General features: G+C 68.6%; 22 protein-coding genes. 6 read left to right on the forward strand and 16 right to left on the reverse strand.

Annotation, left to right across the window (positions count from 1 at the left end; genetic code table 11):
• The first annotated feature begins 2 nt into the window (after positions 1 to 2).
• The 3 genes from FJ091_03980 to FJ091_03990 are packed head-to-tail and all read left to right on the forward strand — an operon-like array spanning position 3 to position 1,645.
• Positions 3 to 848 carry a hypothetical protein gene (locus FJ091_03980; GenBank protein MBM4382510.1) on the forward strand — a complete coding sequence of 282 codons (846 nt, stop codon included), beginning with the start codon at positions 3 to 5 and terminating at the stop codon, positions 846 to 848.
• Positions 849 to 884: 36 nt separating this feature from the next.
• Positions 885 to 1,244, forward strand: coding sequence for a DUF1428 domain-containing protein (locus FJ091_03985; GenBank protein MBM4382511.1), 360 nt, complete (start codon positions 885 to 887; stop codon positions 1,242 to 1,244).
• Positions 1,245 to 1,267: 23 nt separating this feature from the next.
• Positions 1,268 to 1,645, forward strand: coding sequence for a hypothetical protein (locus tag FJ091_03990; GenBank protein ID MBM4382512.1), 378 nt, complete (start codon positions 1,268 to 1,270; stop codon positions 1,643 to 1,645).
• Between the two features lie 104 nt (positions 1,646 to 1,749).
• Here FJ091_03990 and FJ091_03995 read toward each other — a convergent pair whose 3' ends face one another.
• From FJ091_03995 to FJ091_04055, 13 genes are all read right to left on the reverse strand, one after another.
• A complete protein-coding gene (locus tag FJ091_03995; protein MBM4382513.1) occupies positions 1,750 to 2,220 on the reverse strand; it encodes a DUF2255 family protein in 471 nt (156 codons plus the stop codon).
• Positions 2,221 to 2,330: 110 nt separating this feature from the next.
• The gene (locus FJ091_04000; protein MBM4382514.1) at positions 2,331 to 3,710 is read right to left on the reverse strand and encodes an aromatic ring-hydroxylating dioxygenase subunit alpha; all 1,380 of its coding nucleotides are present in this window, start codon (positions 3,708 to 3,710) and stop codon (positions 2,331 to 2,333) included.
• A gap of 1 nt (position 3,711) precedes the next feature.
• Positions 3,712 to 4,119 carry a Zn-ribbon domain-containing OB-fold protein gene (locus FJ091_04005; protein MBM4382515.1) on the reverse strand — a complete coding sequence of 136 codons (408 nt, stop codon included), beginning with the start codon at positions 4,117 to 4,119 and terminating at the stop codon, positions 3,712 to 3,714.
• Positions 4,119 to 5,282 carry a thiolase family protein gene (locus FJ091_04010; protein MBM4382516.1) on the reverse strand — a complete coding sequence of 388 codons (1,164 nt, stop codon included), beginning with the start codon at positions 5,280 to 5,282 and terminating at the stop codon, positions 4,119 to 4,121. The genes FJ091_04005 and FJ091_04010 overlap by 1 nt, the downstream gene beginning before the upstream one ends.
• Positions 5,279 to 5,692 (reverse strand): hypothetical protein, encoded by a 414-nt coding sequence (locus FJ091_04015; GenBank protein MBM4382517.1) that lies wholly within the window; start codon positions 5,690 to 5,692, stop codon positions 5,279 to 5,281. Before FJ091_04015 ends, FJ091_04010 begins: the two co-directional genes overlap by 4 nt.
• The gene (locus tag FJ091_04020; protein MBM4382518.1) at positions 5,689 to 6,147 is read right to left on the reverse strand and encodes a MaoC family dehydratase N-terminal domain-containing protein; all 459 of its coding nucleotides are present in this window, start codon (positions 6,145 to 6,147) and stop codon (positions 5,689 to 5,691) included. The genes FJ091_04015 and FJ091_04020 overlap by 4 nt, the downstream gene beginning before the upstream one ends.
• The gene (locus FJ091_04025; protein ID MBM4382519.1) at positions 6,144 to 7,697 is read right to left on the reverse strand and encodes an AMP-binding protein; all 1,554 of its coding nucleotides are present in this window, start codon (positions 7,695 to 7,697) and stop codon (positions 6,144 to 6,146) included. The genes FJ091_04020 and FJ091_04025 overlap by 4 nt, the downstream gene beginning before the upstream one ends.
• A gap of 88 nt (positions 7,698 to 7,785) precedes the next feature.
• Positions 7,786 to 8,205: a nuclear transport factor 2 family protein gene (locus FJ091_04030; GenBank protein MBM4382520.1), complete on the reverse strand. Its 420-nt coding sequence runs from the start codon at positions 8,203 to 8,205 to the stop codon at positions 7,786 to 7,788.
• Positions 8,206 to 8,276: 71 nt separating this feature from the next.
• Entirely contained in the window at positions 8,277 to 10,718 is a 2,442-nt protein-coding gene (locus FJ091_04035) for a TonB-dependent receptor (GenBank protein MBM4382521.1), read from the reverse strand.
• Positions 10,719 to 10,773: 55 nt separating this feature from the next.
• Positions 10,774 to 11,847: an LLM class flavin-dependent oxidoreductase gene (locus FJ091_04040; protein MBM4382522.1), complete on the reverse strand. Its 1,074-nt coding sequence runs from the start codon at positions 11,845 to 11,847 to the stop codon at positions 10,774 to 10,776.
• Positions 11,848 to 11,888: 41 nt separating this feature from the next.
• Positions 11,889 to 14,171, reverse strand: coding sequence for a TonB-dependent receptor (locus tag FJ091_04045; GenBank protein MBM4382523.1), 2,283 nt, complete (start codon positions 14,169 to 14,171; stop codon positions 11,889 to 11,891).
• A gap of 87 nt (positions 14,172 to 14,258) precedes the next feature.
• Entirely contained in the window at positions 14,259 to 15,272 is a 1,014-nt protein-coding gene (locus FJ091_04050; GenBank protein ID MBM4382524.1) for an LLM class flavin-dependent oxidoreductase, read from the reverse strand.
• The gene (locus FJ091_04055; protein ID MBM4382525.1) at positions 15,269 to 16,075 is read right to left on the reverse strand and encodes an alpha/beta hydrolase; all 807 of its coding nucleotides are present in this window, start codon (positions 16,073 to 16,075) and stop codon (positions 15,269 to 15,271) included. Before FJ091_04055 ends, FJ091_04050 begins: the two co-directional genes overlap by 4 nt.
• Here FJ091_04055 and FJ091_04060 point away from each other — a divergent pair.
• Positions 15,992 to 16,645 carry a nuclear transport factor 2 family protein gene (locus tag FJ091_04060; protein MBM4382526.1) on the forward strand — a complete coding sequence of 218 codons (654 nt, stop codon included), beginning with the start codon at positions 15,992 to 15,994 and terminating at the stop codon, positions 16,643 to 16,645. The two genes, FJ091_04055 and FJ091_04060, sit on opposite strands and share 84 nt — an antisense overlap.
• A 5-nt stretch (positions 16,646 to 16,650) precedes the next feature.
• On the opposite strand, the gene FJ091_04065 is transcribed toward FJ091_04060, so the two are convergent.
• Positions 16,651 to 17,214 (reverse strand): methylated-DNA--[protein]-cysteine S-methyltransferase, encoded by a 564-nt coding sequence (locus FJ091_04065; GenBank protein ID MBM4382527.1) that lies wholly within the window; start codon positions 17,212 to 17,214, stop codon positions 16,651 to 16,653.
• Positions 17,215 to 17,442: 228 nt separating this feature from the next.
• Between FJ091_04065 and FJ091_04070 the strand changes: the two genes are divergently transcribed.
• Both FJ091_04070 and FJ091_04075 read left to right on the forward strand, forming a co-directional pair.
• A complete protein-coding gene (locus FJ091_04070; protein MBM4382528.1) occupies positions 17,443 to 18,624 on the forward strand; it encodes an acyl-CoA dehydrogenase family protein in 1,182 nt (393 codons plus the stop codon).
• Between the two features lie 95 nt (positions 18,625 to 18,719).
• On the forward strand, positions 18,720 to 19,841 hold the full coding sequence (locus tag FJ091_04075; protein MBM4382529.1) for an acyl-CoA/acyl-ACP dehydrogenase: 1,122 nt from the start codon (positions 18,720 to 18,722) through the stop codon (positions 19,839 to 19,841).
• Between the two features lie 10 nt (positions 19,842 to 19,851).
• Here the strand turns inward: FJ091_04075 and FJ091_04080 are convergent, their stop codons facing one another.
• Positions 19,852 to 20,385, reverse strand: a complete 534-nt coding sequence (locus tag FJ091_04080; protein ID MBM4382530.1) for a hypothetical protein — start codon at positions 20,383 to 20,385, stop codon at positions 19,852 to 19,854.
• A 208-nt stretch (positions 20,386 to 20,593) separates the two neighbouring features.
• Positions 20,594 to 21,562, reverse strand: coding sequence for a hypothetical protein (locus tag FJ091_04085; GenBank protein ID MBM4382531.1), 969 nt, complete (start codon positions 21,560 to 21,562; stop codon positions 20,594 to 20,596).
• Between the last annotated feature and the right edge of the window lie 31 nt (positions 21,563 to 21,593).

A 21,593-nucleotide genomic window follows, 5' to 3' on the forward strand; every position in this document is an offset into this window, starting at 1 on the left:
CAGTGACCACCGCCGTCTTCGTCGCGATGCTGGCGAGCGCGCTGCTGCACGCGAGCTGGAACGCGTGGGTGAAGGCGCGGCCCGATCCTTACGGCGCACTGGTCGTGCTCGGCGTCGCGGCGGCTTGGCCGAACGTGTTGTTGTTGGCGTGGGCGGGCTTGCCGGATCACGCCGCGTGGGGCTGGGTCGCGCTCACCGTCGCGCTCAGTGTGCCGGCGCAGGCGCTGCTCGGGCGCGCATATCACGAGGGCGACTTCGCGGTCGCGTATCCGATCGTGCGCGGGATGAATCCGCTCGTGATCGCGCTCGCCGCGATCCCGCTCTTCGGCGAGCAGCTCGCGCCGCTCGGCTTCGCGGGCGTCGCCGGCATCTCGTTCGGCATCGCGCTGCTCGGCTGGGAGGCCGCGCGCCGCTCGCGCACGATCTCGGCACGCGGCGTCGCGTTCGCGGCGCTCTCGGCGCTGGTCACCGCGGGCGCCGCGCTCACCGACACGCTCGGTGCGCGCGCAGCGAACGCGCCGTTCTCGTACGGCCCGCTGATCGCGATCGGCAACGCCGTGGCGATGGCGGCCTATCAGTCGCACCGCATCCACGTCGGGCGCACGATCGCCGCGCACTGGCAGCTCGCGCTGTTCGGCCCGCTGCTCTCCACTGCTTCGTATCAGCTCGCGATGTGGTCGATCGTGCGCGCGCCAGCGGGTCTCGTCATCTCGCTGCGCGAGACGAGCATGCTGTTCGCCGTGGCGATCGGCGCGCTGTTCCTCAGCGAGCGCGTCGGCGCGTGGCGCTGGGTTGCAGTCTGCGTGGTGTTCGCGGGCGTGATCGCGATTCGCCTCGCGAGCACGTGAGCGAAGCGCGGTAGCTTCGCGCGCGGAGGGGAACCCGTGGCCAACTACGTCGACGGCTTCGTGATGCCGATTCCGAGGAAGAACACCGAGGCCTATCGCCGTGTCGCGAAGGCGCTCGCGAAGATCTGGCGCGCTCACGGCGCGCTCGCGTACGTGGAGTGCATCGCCGACGACGTGAAGCCCGGGAAGTGGACCTCGTTCCCGCAGGCCGTGAAGCTGAAGCCCGGCGAAGTCGTGTGGTTCTCGTGGATCGTGTTCAAGTCGCGCGCGCATCGCGATCGCGTGAACGCGGCGGTGATGAAGGATCCGCGCGCGCAGAAGATCATGTCCGGGCCGACCACCTTCGATGGCCGCCGCATGGTTTACGGCGGCTTCAAGGCGCAGGTCGAGGCGTAGCCCGTAACAACCGGAGGTTCGCGATGAGCATCCCCGTCTCGCTCGAGAAGCTGCGCGCCGAGGTGGAGCGCTACGGCAGGGCGCCGTTCCTGCTCACGGTGAGCGACGACGCTCGGCCGCACAGCGTCTCGGTCGCAGTCGCGTGGGATGGCGACGCGCTCGCGATGAACCCGGGCAAGCGCACGCGCGCGAACGTGGCGGCGCGGCCCCTCGTGAGCTTGTTGTGGGCGCCGATAGAGCCCGGCGGATACAGCCTGATCGTCGACGCCGAAGGCAGCCTTCGCGGCGAGGGCGACGCCGCGCGCGTGCTCGCGCGCCCGACGCGCGCCGTGCTGCACCGCCCCGCGACGCCCGAGACCGTGCTGAAGGACGGCTGCAGCGCGGACTGCGTGCGCGTCTGACCCCACGGGACGCGCACCGGGGACGTACGTGCACCTCGGAACGCGTGAAAGTGCACGTACGTCCCAGGTGCGCGCTTTGGTGCACGTACGTCCCCTGTGCGCGCTCAGCTGCGCGGCGTCACGCGCCAGTAGCGCGTCGGGGGCGGCGGGGGCTCGCCGGGCTTCGGGTCGGGGAACTTGTACTTCGCCGCGTAGGCGAGCATGAGGCGCTCGAAGGTGTCGCCGCGCTCGTCGTAGGGAACGAGGCGGACCTCGTAGATCTTCCCGTCGATCTTCAGCCGCACGTCCGGATTCGCGTCGGCCCACGCTGGCCAGCGCTTCGTCTCGGGGTCGCGCGCGCCGAGGTAGAGGTCGCCGTCTAGCGCTGCGCACCAGATCGTGACCGAGTGCGGGAGGCCGAGGAAGCCACTCACCTCCACGGAGATTTCTTCCTGTGCGTCGGTGAAGGACCAGTCGGCCGGGAAGTCCGTCACGTCGCCTGATAAGTGCAGGCCCGGGCGCCGGTCCGAGGGGTCGATGCAGGCGCACAGCGCGAGCGCGATCCCGAGTGCGAGCCAGCGAGTTGCGAGCGACATGGCTCCTCCTTCGCGCGCGCAGCCTAGTCCGCGGCGCCGCCGCCTGCGCCATGCTTTGCGGGACTTCCGCGGTGAACGGGGTGCCGGTCGAGGTGGAGGCGATCGCGTAGTCAGGCGCCGCGCGATCCGGACTCGCGATCGTCCGCGAGGTAACGCTCCAGCTCCGCGTGGAAGTGGCGCAGGCGCTGCTCTTGCTCGCCCCACAGCTGGCCCTTGAAGCCGCGCGAGCGCACGCCGCGCTGCACTTCGGGCAGCAGCTCCGCGTCCTGCGAGAGCACTTGGCCGAGGTTTCCGTCCTCGCCGACGCCGAACTTCTCGAGCGGCGGCCGCACGCGCCCTGATAAGTCGGTGCCCTCGGGAATCCCCATCCAGTCGGGCGCCTTGTGGTGCGGGTCCTCGCTCGTCCGGATCAGCGTCATGGTGTTGTAGAAGAAGCGCTCCGGGTCGGTCGGGTGTGGCAGGAAGCGCATCAGGAACACGCCTTCCGGGTGACAGCCGATCTGCACGTTGGGGAAGATGCCCGTGGCCCAGCTGTCGGTGAGCTGACCGTCGCTGAAGTGCGCGTAGTCGACGCCGCTCTTCGCAGCGTTCGCGCGCTTTGCCCGCGCGATGGCGGCGCGCACGCCGCGCGCATCGCCCTGATGACTCGTGGGGTCGACGCCGACGGTCTGCAGCATGTACGCGAGTCCGTCGTTGAGCGTGTCCTGATCCTTGATGCGCGGACTCATCTGGCCGATCGGCACGATCATGCGGCTCGCGCCGTGCGGATAGAGGTCGTACTGCACGGCGAGGTCGGCCATCACGTAGCGCGTCTCGGGGTGAACGACGTGCAGGTGATACGACTCGTAGAACGCCTCGACGCCGATCTTCCAGTTCGCCGCCCACTCCGTCTGCACGTGGCGCACGACTTTCATCCGATCGATGCCGTAGGCCTCGAGGTACCCGGGCGGGAGCCCGATGCGCTCGCGCAGCGGCGGCGCGTGCTCGTCCATGTTCACGAACACGATGCCCGCGTACTCCTCGCAGCGAATCTCGGCGAGCCCGCGCGCTTCGCAGAGCACCTCGTCGCGGAAGGTCTCGCGGTCGGTCACGCCGAGCAGCTCGCCGCGGTGGTTGAAGCGCCACGCGTGGAACGGGCAGACGTGGAAGCTCTTCTTGCCGTACGGCTGCGCGACGAGCCGCGTGCCGCGGTGCGTGCAGACGTTGTAGAAGGCGCGCACGCCCGCTTCGGTGCGCGAGATGATGAAGCTCTCGCGCCCGATCTCGAACAAGCAGTACGAGCCGATCTCGGGCAGGTCGGTGGAAACGGCGGCGATCAGCCACGTCTTCGGCCAGAGGCGCTCCCACTCGAGCGCCATGAACTCGCGCGAGTGGTACCGCGCGGGATCGACCGTGGCGGTGCCGTTGTCGACGTACGGCAGCTTCGCTTCGAGCGAGCCCGCGGGCGCGCTCGGGTTCACGATCGTGCCGCGGCGAAAGTCGTAGGCCATCTCAGCTCTCCAGCGTGAACACCGGAACGGTGATCGCGTCGCTCCACGCATCGAAGCGTACGCGCACACTCGCGCCGATGCGCACCGCATCGGGCGCGCAGCCGACGACGTTGCTCATCAGCGTCGGCCCCTCCGCAAGCTCGATCAGCGCGACGACGTAAGGCACCTCGGGCTCGTAGGCTGCGGACACCGCGCGCCGAATCACCGTGAACGACTTCACGCGCCCGCGGCCTGAGGCTTCGCTCCAGGCGAGCCGCTCGCTCGCGCATGAGGTGCAGATCGAGCGCGGGTAGAACTGGTGCTTCGCGCAGGCCTCGCAGCGCTGCAGCACGAGTCGGCCCTCGCGCGCCGCGGCCCAGTACGGGGCCGACACAGGCGTGGGCGTGGGAAGTGCTTTCGTCTCCGCCATCACGCGCCCTTCCCTAACAAGAGCGTCGCGTGGCTGGAGAGAATGCCGCCCTGCGCGTGGAGCAGCGCAATCTCCGCGCCTGCGACCTGCCGCGCGCCGGCCGCGCCGCGCAGCTGCGCCACGGCCTCGGTCAGCGCGAACATCGAGCCGGGGTTGCCGGGGTGACAGTGCGAGAGCAGGCCGCCGTGCGTGTTGATCGGCAGCTCGCCGCCGATGCGCGCGCGGCCCTCCGCCACGAACGCGCCGGCTTCGCCGGGCTTGCAGAAGCCGAGGTCCTCGAGCTCGACCAGCACGACGGGCGTGAAGCAGTCGTAGACGTAGGCGACGTCGACCTCGCGCGGGCCGAGCTTCGCCATCGCGTAGGCGCGCTCGCCCGAGTGCTTCGCGAACGAGCTGGTGAGCGAGTGCGCCTGCGAGATGTGCTCGTGACCGTGCGCCTCGCCGGCCCCCAACAAGACGACCGGCGCGTGCGGGAAGTCGCGCGCGCGCTCGGCGCGCGTGAGCACGATCGCGGCGCCGCCGTCCGAGACGAGCGAGCAGTCGAGCAGGCGCAGCGGGTCCGCGATGAGGCGGCTCGCGAGCACGTCTTCCACCGTGATCGGGTCGCGCATCTGCGCGTGGGGATGCAGTGCGGCGTGGGCGCGGTGCGTCACCGCCACGGCCGCGAACTGCTCGGGCGTGGCGCCGAACTCGTGCAGGTAGGCCTGCGCGATCAGGGCGTAATAACCGGGCACCGTCGCGCCGTACGGCGTCTCGAACTCGGGGTGCCCGGACGACGACTGCGTGACCATCGCCTGCGCGCGAGAGAGCCCGCTGCGCAGCGAGTCGGCCATCGACACGACGACGGTCTCACACAGCCCCGCCTGAATCGCCGCTGCGGCCTGCGCGATCACCGAGAACGTGGTGCCGCCGCCGGCGTTCGCGCTCATGCACCAGCGCGGGAAGATTTGCAGATACTCCGCGATCGCCTCCGCGTGATACATGCGCGGCTGCGCCATCGAGTTGCAGGTGACGAGGCCGTCGACCTGTTCTTTGCGCAGCCCGGCGTCCGCGAGCGCGCGCAGCGCGGCCAGGACGCACAGCTGCGTCGCGTCCTTGTCGGGAACTTTGCCCACCGCGGTATCCGCGGCGCCCACGATCGCGACGCTGCCGGCGAGGCTCATCGCGCGAGCCTCACGCGCGCCGTGCCGGGCGTGATCACCTCGCCCGCTGCGTTCTTCACCCACAGCTCGAGGTCGGCCTCGCGCGCCCCGGCGTCGACGGACTTCACGACGCCGCCGACGCACACCTCGTCGTCGACGAAGCACGCGAGCCGGTTCGAGTACGAGAATCGCACGATGCGTCCCTCGCCGAGCCAGTCCTCCGCGCACTGCGCCAGCCAGTCCCCCAACAACGGACCGGGCACCACGAGGCCCGCGTAGCCCTCGGCCTGCGTCGCGTACTCGCGCTCGTAGTGGATTCGGTGCGCGTTCCAGAGCGCGGCGTTGTAGAAGAACGACTGCACGATGTCGCAGCGCCGCCGCAGCTCGGGCAGCGCATCGCCAGCGCGCACGTTCGAGGACGCCGCGCTCATCGCAGGATCCGCGTCGTCTTCTCGCGCACGACGAGCTCGCCGTTCGGGCGGCGCACTTCCATCACGATCTCGTAGAAGATCAGCGCGCCGGAGCGCCCCGCCTTCTCGTAGAGGTTCGTGAGCGTGCGCGTCGCGATCAGCTCGTCGCCGGCGCGGATCTCGCCGTGGTATTCGATGTCGAGTCCGCCGGCCATGCCGCGCTCGAGCGGCAGCTTCGGCAGGAGCGAGTCGCCGGCGACACCATCCGGTGTCAGCCCCTCGCGCTCGACCACGGGCCAGAACAGCGGCACGTGGAACAGCGGCGGCGCGACATCGCCGTCGAGGTACTTGCGCTGCGTCTGCCCGCTCGCGATCGCGTACTTGCGGATGTCGCGCCGCGTCGCGATCTGGCGATCCGGCGGCGCCTGCTTGCCGATGTTCCGCAACAACTCGGGCGTGAGGAGGGGCGCGCTCATACCTGCCGCGATCTCCCGCTCCAGTGCGGATCGCGCAGATCGCGCTTCAGGATCTTGCCCGTGGGCGACTTCGGCAGCGCGTCCACGAACTCGACGCTGCGCGGCTTCATGTACGACGCGAGGTGCTGCTTCGCGGTGTCGATGATCTCCTGCGCGGTCGCGGTGCGGCCGGGCTTCAGCACCACGACCGCCTTCACCGCCTCGCCCCACTCCTCGTCGGGCACGCCGATCACCGCGGCTTCGAGCACCGCGTCGTGCTTGTGGATCGCGGCCTCGACCTGCGTCGAATAGATGTTCTCGCCGCCCGAGATGATCATGTCCTTCGCGCGGTCCACGATGAACACGTATCCCTCGGCGTCCCAGTACGCGACATCGCCCGTGCGCATCCAGCCGTTGCGGAAGGTCTCGGCAGTGAGCTCGGGCTTGCGCCAGTAGCCGAGCATGTTCGCCTCGCTGCGAATCGCGATCTCGCCCGGCGTCACGCCGTCGCGCGGAACCGCGCGGCCCTTCTCGTCCTGCACTTCCACGGTCGTCACGAAACCTTGTCGCCCACACGAGCTGAGTCGTTCCGGGTGATCACCGCGAATCGCGCGCGCGTGATCTTCCTGCGAGAGGAAGGTCATGGTCATGCCTTCCGTCTGGCCGTAGCCCTGGATCAGCGTGCACGGGAACGACTCGAGCGCGGCCTTCACGACCGTCGCCGGCATCGGGCCACCGCCGTACTGGATGTTGCGCAGGCTCGAAAGGTCGTACGACGAGAAGCCCGGCACGGCCATCATCCAGTTGAGCATGGTTGTTATGCCGAGCAGCGCCGAGACGCGCTCAGCCTGGATCACTTCGAGCGCCTGCTTCGCCTCGAAGTTCACGAGCACGACGGGACAGCCGTGCGCCATGTAGTTCATCGCGAGCGCGACGGGGATGTGAAACATCTGGCCCGTGAGCATGTAGACGTCGCTCGGCACGACGCGCTCGGCGACGGTCTGGTTGAGCATGCCCATGAACAGCGTCTTGTGGGAATGCAGCGCGCCCTTCGAGATGCCCGTGGTGCCGCCGGTGTAGAGGATCAGCGTGGGATCGTCGCCGCCAGTCACTCCGGAAGCCGCGGGCTCGTCGTCGCTGCCGCTCGCGACGAGCGCATCGAAGCTGCCGTCGCTCGCGGCGCCGAACTCCGCCCACAGCTTCACGTCGAGCGCGCGCTGCAGCTCGGCGCGCTCCTTCGCGAACTCCGCCGAAGTCACGATCGCGCTCGGGTCGCCGTCGCGCAGGATGCGCTCCATCTCCGGCACCCCGAGCCGCCAGTTCAGCGGCTGCGCGATGAAGCCCGCACGCGCGCAGGCGTAGTAGATCTCGAAGTACTCGATGCTGTTCTTCGCGAGCACCGCGACGCGCTCGCCCTTCGCGAGGCCGCGCGCCGTGAGCGCGTTCGCGAGCTTCCTCACGCGCGCGTCGAGCTCGCCGAACGAGACGCGGCGGCCGGTCGGAACGTCCACGATCGCGGGGCGCCCCGGAGCGAGGCCTGCCCACTTCGCGGTGATTTTCCCGATGTTCATGCTCGTTGACTCCGCTGCTTCCGCATCGACTCCGCTCGGCTCCGCCTCGCTGCGCGCTTCGCTTGCGCCGCGATCGAAGCGGCCCGGGTCAATACGCCATGTCGAGATCGATGCGGCGCTCGACGATCACCCAGCGACCGCCCTGGTTGCGAACGCGGTCGCGATAGAGCCCGCTCGTCACGAGCCGGATCGCGCCGTTCTCCACCGAGGTCAGCGTGAGGTTCGACACGAGCGAGACCTCGCCGCCCTGCTCCGCCACGACCATCGTGTTCGTCGTGACGTGGCGGCGCTTGTCCTTCTGCGCCGCCATCGAGTCGCGCATCAGGCCCAGGACCTCGTCGCGCCCATCGAAGCGAACCGGGCGCGTGCCGCCGGCGATCTCGAGCACGAGCGACGCGTTCGGCGCGAAGCACGCCTCGAGCATCGCGAGGTCGCGCTCGTCGAGCGCGTAGGCGGAGCGCGCGAGCAGCTCGTTGATCTCGAGCTTCGTCGCCGCGTCGATCGCCATCCCACTCTCCTCGTGAAACGGGCCGTGAGCGGAGTGCGCTCACGGCCCGTGCGTTCAGTGCACGCGACGCATCAATCGTCGGCGCGGAACTTCACGCCGAGCTCGATGCCGAACGCGCGCGGCTCGCCGTAGTAGGACATCGTCCAGAGCGCGCCCACGGGCAGCTCGCCCACGCGATAGATCTCGTCCGTGAGGTTGCGTCCGTACACGCGCGCGAAGTAGCGGTCCTCCGCGTCGGTGAAGGAGATGCTCGCGTTGAGCAGCGTGCGGCGATCCGTGATGCCGTCGAGATCCGGGCGGAACTGGTTCGCGTTGTAGACGAACGGCGCCTCGTCTTCCCAGTCGACGCCGACGCTGTAGCGCATCTCGCCCGAGCCGAGTGCGTGGTGAACGATGATGTCGCCCGCGGCCTGCAGCGGCACCGAGCGGTTCACGTCGCGATCCGAGAGATCGATGTCGACGTCGCCGTCGAAGTCCGTGTCCGCCTCGAACTTCTTGTAGTCGCTCTCGATCCAGCCGAAGTTGCCGCGCAGGTCGAGCCAATCGGTGAGCATCGCGTTCCATTCGAGCTCGATGCCGCCTGCGGTCACCTCGGCGGCGTTGAAGAAGCGCGTCTCCTGGAACGTGCCGAAGTCCGCGACGAGGTCGCGCTGCGCGTCGCTGTACTTCACGTAGAAGCCAGCGGCGTTGATGCGCAAACGGTTGTCGAGCAGATCGAGCTTCACGCCTACCTCGAAGGAGTCCGCCTTCTCTGGATCGGTCGGCGCTGCCGCCAACGGCGTGATCGCCACGCCCGTCGTGCCGGTCTGGTCGTTGTAAGCGCCGCTCTTGAAGCCATGCGCGTACGTGAAGTACGTGTAGATGCCGTTCTCGAAGTCGTAAGCGAGCGTCACACGCCCGGTCGGCTCGCCCCACTGCTCGCGGTCGCGAACGACGCCGGTCGGGAAGCGGTCGAAGTCCGCCGCGGCGAGCGGAGTACCGAGATCGGACAGGGTCGGATTCCCGTCGAGCAGGAACACGAACACCTGGTTCCGGCCCGCCCAGCGCTTGCGCTCGTTGGTCCAGCGAAAGCCGCCGGACAAGGAGAGCTGGTCCGTGAGGTTGAACGTGGTGTCGAAGAACAGCGCCCAGTTCTCCGCCTTCTGCTTGTTGCAGAGGATCTGAGGATTGTTGTCGAAGAAGGTCGGGTCTCCGAAGAACGCGGAGCCGAGGCCTAACAAGTCGAGGAAGCCGAGCACCTGCAGCACGCAGAACTCGGTCTCGTCGTTCTGATAGAAGAAGCCGCCGACGAAGTCGCCGCGCAGGCCGAGCAGGTTCTCGAAGCCTCCGTTCAGGCGGAGCTCTTGCTGGAACGTCTTGCGGTCGTCGTCGCGCGTGGCGTCGAACAGCGAGTTCGGGCCGACTTCGCCGGTGTACGTCGAGGGCAGCCGGGAATCCTGCTTGCGGTAGCCCGTGACCGAATGGAGCTGATACTCGCCGATGTCCCAGTCGAGGTTCAGGTAGTAGCCGTTCACGTCGACGCGGTGACCCTTCGACATGTTGAGCAAGAGGCCATCGCGATCGGTCGTCGCGGCGTGCTTGATCGGGTTGCCCGAGTCGCGCGTGAGGCCGAACGCGTTCCAGAGGAAGCCCGAGCCCGGCTTCGTGCCGTTCGCGACGGGCGGCGAGTCGCTCGAGTCGTCGAGCAGCTCGTAGGTGAACACGCCTCGGAAATTCTCGCTGGGCTCGAAGAGCAGCTTCACGCGGCCCGTGAACACGTCGTCACCACCGGCGTCCTTGCCGTTGCCCTGTCCGGTCGTGCCGTTCGCGGGGTGCAGTGGATCGAACGAAGTGACGGGGCCGTACTCGGCGCCCAGCTCGTAGAACCCGTCGGAGTCGATGAACGCGCCGGACGCCCGCAGCGCGAACATCTCGCCGAGCGGGATGTTTGCGGCGAAGCGCTCCTCGAAGCGGCCGAAGCTCGCGATGCGTTGCTGGAACTCGAAGCCCCACTCGCCGAGCACGGGGCGCTTCGTGCGCACGTTCACCATGCCGCCCGTCGTGTTCTTGCCGAACAGCGTGCCCTGCGGGCCGCGCAGCACTTCGATCTGCTCGATGTCGAAGAGGTCGAGCGCCTGCGTCTGGATGTGCGGGATCACGAAGTCATCGACCGCCACGCCGACGTGCGCGTCGGCGTAGACGATGATCGAGGTCTGACCGACGCCGCGCATCGCGAAGGCCGCGGCGTTGAAGCCGGCGGGCTTACCGGTGGAGAAGTTCGGCACGAGGCTCGCGATGTCGCCGAGGTCGTTCGTGACGAGCTCACCGACCGTTGCGTCGTTGATCGCGGTGACGGCGACGGGCGTGGTCTGCACGTCGGTGGCGTCGCGACGCGTCGCGATCACCGTGATGGTCTCGAGGCCTTCCTCGTCGCCAGGTGCGGCGGGCGCCTGCGCCAAGAGCGGCTGCGCGGCGAGCGCGGTCGCGAGAGCCAGTGCGCGCGACGGGCGCGCGGCGAGCGAACGAATCTTCATCGTGGTCCCACGGTGAAGTGCGAAACGAAAAAGGCCGCGATCGATAACAACTCGATCAGCGAGGCCGCCAGGAGTGCAGCTCGGGCAGCACCTTGGTCGCGAACAGGCGCATGCTCTTCTCCGCCTGCTCGCCGGTGAGGCCGCCGTAGCTGACCTGGATCGTGAGATCGAAGTCGCCGAGCACCTTCCGGCGCGCGTCCATCTTGTCGAGGATCTGCTGCGGCGTGCCGAACGTGTTGATCTCGGCGAAGCCTTGCGCGGCGGCTTCGAGCCCGGTGTTGCGCAGGCCCTCGGCGTTGTTCGCGTAGTCGCCGTACCCCTTCATGTCCTTGAAGTGCGTGCCGGCCATGTCGTAGTGCTCCATGACCGTGAGGTAGTAGTTGGCCATGTGCTTGCGAGCGAGCTTCTCGGCGAGCTCGGCGCTCTCGTCGCAGGCGAGGAAGTCGACACACACGGGCGGCGGCGCCGGCTTGTTGTGGTGCTCGGCGAAGAGCGTTCGGTAGCGCTGGAAGTGTGGCGCCATCTCGGCCCACGGCTTCTGCGCGAAGCTCATCATCTGCGCGCCGAGTCGCGCGACGATCGGCACCGAATCCGAAGACATGCCCACCGCGGCGAAGCGTCCCTTCCAGCTCGCGTACGGCCGCGGGCGCACCTCGACGCGGCGCTGCTTGAAGTACTTCCCGTCGGCCTCGACGATGCCGGTCTCGAGCCCGCGGATCGTGATCTCCGCCGCCTCGTCGAAGCGATCGCGCGCCTCGTTCATGTCGACGCCGAAGATGTCGTACTCGCGCTTGGCGAGGCCGCGTCCGATGCCGTAGATCGCGCGGCCCTTGCAGAGGTGATCGAGCGCGATCATGCGCTCCACCACGCGCAGCGGGCGCGCGTGCCAGGGCAGGATCACCGCGCCCGTGAGCAGCTTGATGCGCTCGGTCTTCGCCGCCATGTACGCGAGGAACTGCGTGTTGTCCGGGCTCATCGCGTAGTTGAAGAAGTGATGCTCGACGGCGCCGAGCGTGTCGAAGCCGAGCGGCTCCGCCATGCAGGCGAGGCGGATGTCGCGCTCCCAGGCCTCGCGGTCCGAGATCGTGTCGCGAAAGTTCTGGAAGACCATGAGCAGGCCGACGTTCATCGCGATTCTCCTAGTGGCTCTCCGAGGCGCCGCGGCGGTGACTAGAACGCTTGCACGATGCGGATGCCGTATGCACGAGGCGGGCGCGTGGTCGCGTACGTCCACAAGCCGGCGAACGTGACGCTGGTCCCGACGTCGTACGCCTGCGACCACGAGTGGTCGTCGTTCAAGTTGAGCCCCCACACGCTGAACGTGGTGTCGTTCCAGCGGTAGCTGAGCGACGCGTCGAGCACGTGGTGCGACGGATTGTGGCTCTGCGGCGAGTTGAGGAACGTGAGCTCCTGATCGCCGATGTAGCGCCAATCCATCTGCGCCGTGAACGTGCCGCCGAGCGCCTCGAGCGTGTAGGTCGGCGACAGCGTGAACGTCACCGGCGGCGCGCGGCGCAGCTCGAGGTCCGAGAGATCGGTGAGCGTGACCGGGTCGATCAGCTTCTCGTACTCCGCCTCGAGAATGCCGAGGTTGGCTGCGATCGAGAGCTGCTCGGTGATGTAAGCGGCGAGGTCGAGCTCGAAGCCATACACGCGCGCCTTCGCGGCGTTCACGACCAGCGTCTGCTGGCCGGTGCCGCCACCGGTCGGAACGCTCTGCTCCTCCTGCTTGTCGTCGTACTTCATGTAGAAGACGGAGCCGTTCATGCGCAGGCGCGAGTCGAACCACTCGCTCTTCCAGCCCAGCTCGAAGTTGTCGACGGTCTCGGGGTCGTACGGGATCGAGGCAGCGGCATAGGTGCCGGGACGGCCGTTGAAGCCGCCCGCGCGGAAGCCGCGCGAGTAGAGGAAGTAGAACATCAGGTCGTCGTTCAGCTGGTAGCGAAGGCCCACCTTGGGCGTGAACTCGTCCCAAGACTCCTCGAACGGATTGTCGAGGCTGCCCTTGGTCGCGAGCTGCGGCATCAGCACGTCGATCAGGCCACTGCTCTTCTCGTCGTTCGTGTAACGCAGGCCGAGCGTGGCGGAGAGCGAGTCCGTGATCTGGTAGTCGCCCTCGAAGAAGAGGGCCCACGACTTGGTGTCCTGCTCCACCGTCTGGTCGACCGTGAGCACGGTGCCCGGCGGCAGACCGAACAAGAAATCACCGAAGCCGATGTAGCTCGTCAGATCGATGCGGTAGTCCGAGTTCCAGACGTACACGCCGCCCGTGACGTTGAGGCGCTCGCCGCCGTAGTTGAGGCGCAGCTCGTGGCTCTGCTGGTTCCACTCCGCGGGGCGATCCGTGTGGTAGAGCGTGCGCGCGGTGCCGTCCCAGTCCTGGAACACTTCCTCTTCGGTGCGGAACTCGCCGAACACGTACTCGAGCGAGAAGTCCTCGTTGATGTCCCAGCTCACGTTCGCGATGTGCAGATCCGTGTTGAAGAACGACTGGTACGGATCGTCGCCGTTCTGGAGAACGTCGTAGCGGTTTCCGGACTGCGGAGTGCGCAGGCCCGCGGCGCACTCCGAGTAGAAGAAGCACCAGACCTGCCCAGGCTGCGCGAGGTTCTGCACGGTGTTCGCGTCTTGATCCTGCCAGGTGCGGTCGTAGCGGTAGTAGATCTCGAGGTTCTCAGTCGGGCGGAACAGGATGCTCGGGCTGACGGAGCCGTACTTCACGTCGCCGACTTCACGGTCGAGCGTGAGGTTGTCGAACCAGCCGTCGGTGCGGCGCAGTGCGCCGCCGAGCTTCACGGCGAGCTTGTCGCCGAGCGGAACTTCGAAATAGCCGTCGAGCTGGCGATCCGAGTGGTTGCCGTAGCCTGCGCGCACTTCGCCGCCCCACTCCTCGAGGCTGGGTTTTCCGCGCGTGATGTTGATGACGCCGCCGATCGAGTTGCGCCCGAACAGCGTGCCCTGCGGACCGCGCAGCACTTCGACGCTCTGCAGGTCGAGCGCCCGCAGCATCGCGCCCGAGTTCACGCCGATGAACACGCCGTCGACCACCACGCCCACGGTGGGATCGAAGTTCTTCTCGACGTCGGTCGTGCCGACGCCGCGGATCGAGATCGCCGCGGGGCTCCCGGGCCCTTGCTGGATGTCGTCGACGATCAGGTTCGGCGCCGTGTTCGCGAGGTTCTGGAGGTCGATGTCGGATCGCCGCGCCAACTCCTCGCGCCCAATCGCGCTGACCGCGGACCCAAGGTCCTGGAGATTCTCTTCGCGCTTGCGGGCGGTCACGATGATCTCTTCGAGCATCGAGTCGTCCTGCGCCTGCGCGGGTGCTGCCGCTGGACCGGCCGCGGGCGGCGGGGTCGCGGGCTCCTGTGCCGTGGCGATCGTCGCCGCCAACGAAATGCCGAGCCCGAAGGCGAGCCGTCGCAAGTCGGTCACCGCGTTCATGGTGCGCATTCGTTCACCTCGCTCATTCCCGGATGGGGTTAGGGTGTGGACTATGCGTTGAACGAGTTTAACCCACGCGAAGGCGAATCCTGACGTTCATGCGAGCGCGCTGCGCACGCGTGGCAGGACCTGCCTCGCGACGTACTCCATGCGCGCGCTGCCGCTCTCGATCGGCTCGCCTGGGAATTGCGCCCAGAAGTGCACGTCGATGATCTCGGGGTACTCGCGCAGCATCGCAACGAGACCGGCGACCGCCTGCTCCGCGTCCCACAGCTGATAGAGGCCGTCGCGGATCGCGGTGGGCGCGTCCTTGAACGGCGGCACCTGATCCGGCGGCCCGAACGCGCCCCACGCGATGTACTGGTTCGTCTGATAGAGCACCGGCCCCGCGAGCTTCGCGGCCTCGGCCTCCGGGTCTGCAGCGATGATTCCCCAGTGCCCCGCGCAGATCGCGCCCGCGCTGCGCGGCTTGCCCTGCGCGGCGAGCGCCTTCACGTACACGTCGTGCCCGATGCCGCCGGTGGAGAGGAAGCCGTCGCCGATGCGCGCCGCGCGCGCGATCGCGGGCTCGGCCATGCCGCCCATGAAGAGGCGCGGCGGCTTGTTAGGGCGCGGCGCGACGCGCAGGCCGTCGATCCGGAAGCGCTTCCCATTCACGCGGATCGGCTCGCCCGACCACGCTTGCCGCAGGATCGCGACGCCCTCTTCCATCAGGCTCGGCCGGTGCGCGAGCTTGCGGCCGAAGTAGTCGAACTCGAGCTGGCGATAGCCGAGTCCGACGCCGAGATCGAAGCGGCCGTCCGTCAGAATCGAGAGCGCCGCCGAGTCTTCGGCGATGCGCACCGGATCGGCGAGCGGCAGCAGCATCAGGTTCGTGGCGATGCGCATGCGCTTCGTGCGCTCGCCGATCGCGGCGGCGATCACGAGCGGCGACGGCGTGTAGCCGTCGTCGACGAAGTGGTGCTCGGTGAGCCACACCGAGTCGAAGCCGAGCTGCTCGGCCCACGCGATCTGCTCGAGGCTCGCGCGATACAGCGATTCGAAGCTGCGCGTGCTCGGCGGCGGGTTCCGGAAGTCGTACCAGAGGCCGAAGTTCACTCGGCGCGTCATTGCGCTCTCCCTAACAGCTCGAACAGCGCGGCGTGATACGCGTCCGGCAGCTCGAGGAACGGCGCGTGGCCGCAGTCGAGCTCGCACAGCCGCCCGTTCGGCAGCGCCTTTGCCGCCGCGCGCCCGATGTCGGGCGACACGACGCCGTCGCGCGCGCCCACCACCACCAGCGCGGGCGCCGTGATCTTCGGAAGCAGCGCGCGCTGGTCGAGCTGCGCCAGCGCGCCGAGCGAGGCGTCGGCGCCGGGGCTCGCTTCGAGCGCGATCTGCCAGCAGCGCTGCTTCACGTCTTCGCCCACGTCCACCGCGAACACGCCGCCGAAGTAGAGGCCCTTCAGGAACGCGATGCGCCCCGCGCGGAGCGCAGCCACGGTGCCCGCGACATCCTCCGCGCGCCCGCCGTGCGGAAAGCCCTCGGCCTGCGTGTAACGGGGCGTCGCGCCCACCGTGAGCACGAGGCCGCGCAGCTTCGCGCCGAGCTTCGCGGCGGCGTCGACCACGACCGCGCCGCCGAGCGACCAGCCGTTCAGCACGACGGCAGCGAGCCCGAGGTGCGTGCACAGCGCGACGACGTCGCTGCCGAGCGCGTCGATCGACACGTCCGCGAAGTCCTTGTCGCTGCGCCCGCAGCCGCGGTGGTCGTAGGCGACGACCGCGTGCCCGCGGTCCGTGAGCCGTGCGATCGTGTCGTCCCACGCGCGGCAGCCCATGCCCCAGCCATGCGAAAGCACGACGGTGGGCCCGCGCCCCGCGTAGTGCTCGAAGTAGATCTGGCGCCCGCTCTCGCGCGTCAGCATGACCATAACAAGTGCGCTCCTGTGCGAAGCGGGCACGTTACACCCGCTGCGCCGAGTGCGAGCGCCGAGGCATCATCGTCAGCCACGAAGGAGACGCTGGTGGACACCGCGTTGAAAATTGCCGCGCTCGAACGGCAGCTCGACCACCTGTCGAGCCGATTCGAGCTTCAGGACCTGGTGGCGGACTACTGCCTCGGTTTCGACAAGCGCGACTTCGAGCGCTTCCGCGCGATCTGGTGGGACGACTGCGTGTGGGACATCGGCCCGCCCTTCGGGCGCTTCGAGGGCCATGCCGGCATTCACGAGGCGATCTACGACGTGCTCTGGCCCGCGTGGCTGAAGTCGACGCACTTCACGACGAACCTGCGCGTCGCGTTCGACGGCGCAGACCGCGCGGACGGCATCTGCGACATCGACTGCATCGGCACCACTTCGGACGGCCAGGCGCAAACCATCGCGGCCACGTATCGCGACCGCTTCGAGCGGCGCGGCGGCGTGTGGAAGATCGCGCGACGCAGCGTCGAGATGCACCACTTCAGCCCGCTCGTGGGCATCACCTTGAGCCCACCGAAGTAGCGGGGCTATTCGCGATCGGGCGCGCTCGCGAACAGTGGCAGCGTGCCCGGCATCTGCACGCCCTCGATCGAGAGCAGGCGCAGCTTCGTCTCGAGGCCACCCGGCGCGCTGAAGCCGCCGAGCTTGCCGTCCGCGCCGAGCACGCGGTGACACGGAACCACGACCGCGAAGCGGTTGCGCGCCATCGCCGCACCGACTTCGCGCGCGAGAGCCCTGTCGCCGAGCCGCTCGGCGATCTCGCCATACGCGAGCGTCTTGCCCGGCGGAATCGTGCGCGCGACTTCGTAGATGCGGCGATGCAGTGCGCTCACCTCGCGCAGATCGAGCGCGATCTCGCGCAGGTCGCGGCGCTCGCCGCGCAGCAGCGCCGTGATGGCCTCGATCGCGCGCGCGACGGCGAGCGGCGGCGCGAGCTCGGGCGTGCGTGGAAAGCGCCGGCGCATGCGCCGCAGCGTGTCCTCGCCGCGCGGCTCGGGCAGCCAGGTCGCCACGAGGCCGGCTTCGCTCCACGCGAGCCCCATCACGCCGAGTGCAGTCGGAAAGCGCGCGATGCCGAGGGCGTCTGCCATGCGCGCGAGTCATATCACCGCGCGGCGAACGCGACCGGCCGGAAGCGGACGCGAGCGGACACATCGCCAATCCAGCGTCAGACGCGATCTCCTCGATTCCCGCCCGCCGACCCCCCTATCTCTATGGCCCCCCCATGCCCCGCAGGGCTAATGCGATACGGCCCGTCTCGTATTACGTTGACTTCGCGTCGGGCCGGGATCTTCCGGCCCGCTTCCGAGGAGGCCGCGATGGACTTCGATTTCACGCCCGAAGAGCAGAAGTTCGCGGACGAGGTCGAGCACTGGCTGGTCGCGAACCACGACCCGGTCGTGATGGACCCGACGCGCGAGAACTTCACGCAGCTCGCGGACACGCCCGAGCGCCGCGCGTTCATGAAGAAGCTCGCCGCCAAGGGCTGGCTCGGGATGTCGTGGCCGAAGGAGTACGGCGGCCAGGAGATCCCAGGCTTCTACGAGTACATCCTCAACGAAGCGCTCGCGCGGCATGCGGCGCCGCAGATCGGCAAGGGCGTCGGCATCATCGGCAAGACGCTGATCCGCCACGGCAGCGAGAAGCTGAAGCGCGAGTTCCTGCCGAAGGTGCTCGCCGCGGAGATCGAGTTCGCGGTCGGCTACAGCGAGCCGAACGCGGGCAGCGACGCCGCGAACATGCAGCTCAAGGCCGAGAAGGTCGAAGGCGGCTGGAAGCTGAACGGGCAGAAGATGTGGACGACGTCGGCGCACTTCGCCGACTGGTACTGGGTCGGCGCGCGCACGGACCCTGACAAGCCGAAGCACGACGGCATCAGCTTGTTCCTGATTCCGATGAAGCACCCGGGGCTCGAAGTGCAGAGCCTGCCGACGGTCGGCAAGGACACGACCAACCAGGTGTTCTTCAAGGACGTGTTCGTGCCCGACGACTACCTCGTGGGCAAGCGCGGCCAGGGCTTCCAGATGATCAGCGAGGCCCTCGACCTCGAGCGCTTCACGATGTTCACGCTCTCGCCGATCGCGGGCCGCACGAAGGTGCTCGTCGACTGGGCGCGCACGGCGCAGCTCGACGACGAACCGGTCCGTAACAACCGCGACGTGCGGCGCACGATCGCGAACATCGTGACCGACACCGCCGTCGCGAAGGCGCTCAGCACGCGCTTCGTGTGCGCGGCGAAGGAAGGCGGCAAGCCGCCCACGGTCGAGTCGTCGCAGTACAAGCTGTTCACGACGACGCTCTCGCAGCGCGTGTGCGACGAGGCGCTCGACCTGATGAGCGTCGCCGGCACGATCCGCGAGGGCCAAGACGAGGCGCCGCTGCGCGGCCGCTTCGAGGGCGCCTATCGCGCGACGATGAACGAGACGGTGGGCGGCGGCGGCAGCGAGATCCAGAAGAACATCATCGCGCGCCGCCATCTCGGCTTGCCCAAGAACTTTTAGGGCGCATCGCGGATGCGGCTGGGGACGCTTCGCGTCGCAGCTGATCCGCCGCGCCTGGTTGCGCCTCCTCGGCGCGAACGAATCGGAGACAGAGCGTGGAACTCGAGCTGAACGACGAACAGCGGCTGATTCAGGAGATGACGCGCGGGCTGCTCAAGGAGCACTGCCCGCGTGCCGTCGTGCGCAAGGTCGAGAACGATCCGAAGGGATTGCCCGATGCGCTGTGGAAGCAGATGGCGGAGGCGGGCCTGACGGGTTTGCTCTTGCCCGAGGCGTACGGCGGCGGCGCGCAGACGATGCTCGAAGCCGCGCTCGTGTACGAAGAGCTCGGCCGCGCCATCGCGCCGACCCCGCACTTCGTGAGCAGCGTCCTCAGCGCCGGGATTCTCCTCGCGGCCGGCAGCGATGCGCAGAAGAGCGAGTGGCTCCCGCGCATCGCGCGCGGCGACGCGATCCTCAGCGTCGCGTGGCTCGAGCCCGAGCGCGGCTACGGCCCGAAGGGCGTGCAGCTCGCGGCAAAGGCGGACGGCGCGGACTTCGTGCTGAACGGCACGAAGCGCCACGTGCAGTGGGCGGGCGTCGCGGACCGCCTGCTCGTGCTCGCGCGCACGAACGCGGGCATCGACTTGCTGCTGGTCGACCCCAACAACCCCGGCATCAAGCTCACGCACTACCAGTCGGCTTCGGGCGAGCCGCACTTCCGCATCGACTTCGCGAACGCGCGCGTTCCGAACAGCGCGCGCATCGGCGCCGCGGGCTCGGGCTGGGACACGTTCAGCCGCGTGCTGCGCGACGACGGCCTGATCCCGCTCGCGGCCTACGCGATCGGCGGCGCCGCAGTGTGCCTCGAGGACACGGTCGAGTACGCGAAGGTGCGCAAGCAATTCGACAAGCCGCTCGGCGCGTTCCAGGCGCTCGCGCACTACATGGCCGACGCCTCGACGCGCATAGACGGCGGCCGCGTGCTCGTGCACGAGGCGGCGTGGAATCGCGCGCAGGGCCGCAGCGTCTCGCGCTTCGCGCCGATGGCGAAGCTGTTCGCCACCAACACCTATCAGGACGTGACGCGCACCTGCGCACAGATCTGGGGCGGCGTCGCCTTCACGATCGAGTACGACACGCAGCTCTTCTTCCGCCGCGCGAAGGAGCTGCAGCTCTCGTGGTGGGACGTGCCGTACCTCGAGGAGCTGATCGCGGCGGACGTGCTCGACGCGTAGGGCCTTCGGCTCACCCCCCGACTCTCACGCTCCCGAGCCGCTCGCCCGAGTGCTGGGTGCGCAGCTCGTACTCGACCACCTCGGTCACGATCGCGCCGCCAGCCTGGACGTCCGTGATGCGCAGCAGCACGTCGAGCGAAGCGCCGCCGAACGTGCCGAGCTTGTCTCGAATCAGCTGCGCCTCCTCCGCGGGCACGCGCCACACCTGCGCTTCGAGTCCGTTCGCGAAACGCAGCTCCGCCTTCTCGCGCATCGCGTCGAAGTACACGAACTGACTCGGCGCGAGCGCGCGCACGGTGAATTCGCCGTAGCTCGGGTCGTACTCGCTGAGCTGCGCGGCGAGCGTGAGGCGCAGTGCGCCGACGTCGCGAACCGCGTTGCGCGCGGCCTCGAGCTCGCTCCGAATCAGGTCGCGCTGCGCGGGCTTGTCGACGGCGCGTGCGGAGATGACGCGAAAGTCCTCCTCCACCCAGCGCGTGATCGGCGGCTCGGTGCCGGTGAGCTCGTAGCGCAGCAGCACGATCGCGAGCGCCTCGGGGTTCACGAGCTCGCGAGTGCGGCCGCCGATTCCCGGTCGAGGCGCCGGCGCCTCGCGCTCTGATCGCGCCGCGGGATTGTCAGGGGTTGGCGACGCCGACTGCGGAGCATCCGGCGCGACTGCCTCACTCCCCGCTGCCGGCGAGGCATCGCGCTCCCCCTCGCCTCCGCACGCCGCCGCGAGTGCGAGCGCGCTCGCGAGCGCGATGCGAGCGCTAGAGCTGCGGCGCATCGGCGTTCTCCGCGGCTTCCTCGACCTCGCGCGCCTTGCGCGCGTTCTCACCCGCTTGCAGCGCCTCCTCGGTCGACACGATCGCCTGATAACCCGTCGCTTGGTCGATCACGCCGACTTGCATCGACTGCGCGAGCTGACGGTTGCTGTCGAGCGTCATCACCATCGCCTGGACGACGAGGCCGCAGTCGGGCGAGAAGCTCGTTCCGCCGTCGGGGCTCGAGATGCCCATGCAGCTCGAGAAGAGCGGGGAAGTCTCGCCGACCGCTCTCCCGCGCGGGTCGTAGATCCAGTCGAGCCGGCGTTGCCCATTCTGGCTCTCTTGGTTGCGCGACGGAGGCCCGTACTTCTTGACGAGCGCGTCCGCGACCGACGCCGCGGTCGGGTTCTTGCCTTCCGCGAACCACTCCTCGCGCGCGACGGCGATGACGCGCTCATCGCCCGGCATGCCCATCGACGCGACGTACCACTTCGCTTGGCCGGGGAACATGTCCTGCACGACGGCGTTGCCAGCGCGGTCCATCCAGCCCTCGCTGAACTCTTTGCGCACCTCGTCCGCGGTCTTCTCGCGCTCGGCGAACTTCGCCGTGAAGCCTTGGCGAATCGTCTGGCCGTACGTCTGCATGTTGAACTGCCGCGAGCCCTCTTCCGCGACGAGCAGATCGTGCGTGCACAGCACGATGTTCTTCGCATCGTCGAGCGTGAGCCCCGGCCGCACGCCCACCACGTCGTCGACGGGCGCCCCGTCCGCGCGCTCGGGCGTGTCGATGTCCGCGGGGCAATCGACGTCGCCGCGCTTCTCCTCCGCGACCTCCTCGGCGCTCATCACCTCTTCGGGAGCGTTGCCGCGCCCCGAGCTCGGGTCCGGCAGGCCGAGCTCGTCATCGTCCGAGCCGCAGCCCGCGAGCGCGCAGCCCGCGATCAACACCAACGCGTAGAGCTTCTTGTGCATGGAGATCTCCTCTCGCGCAGCGCACGCCGCC

The sequence above is a fragment of the Deltaproteobacteria bacterium genome (assembly GCA_016875395.1).
In the GTDB taxonomy this organism is placed as follows: domain Bacteria; phylum Myxococcota_A; class UBA9160; order UBA9160; family UBA6930; genus VGRF01.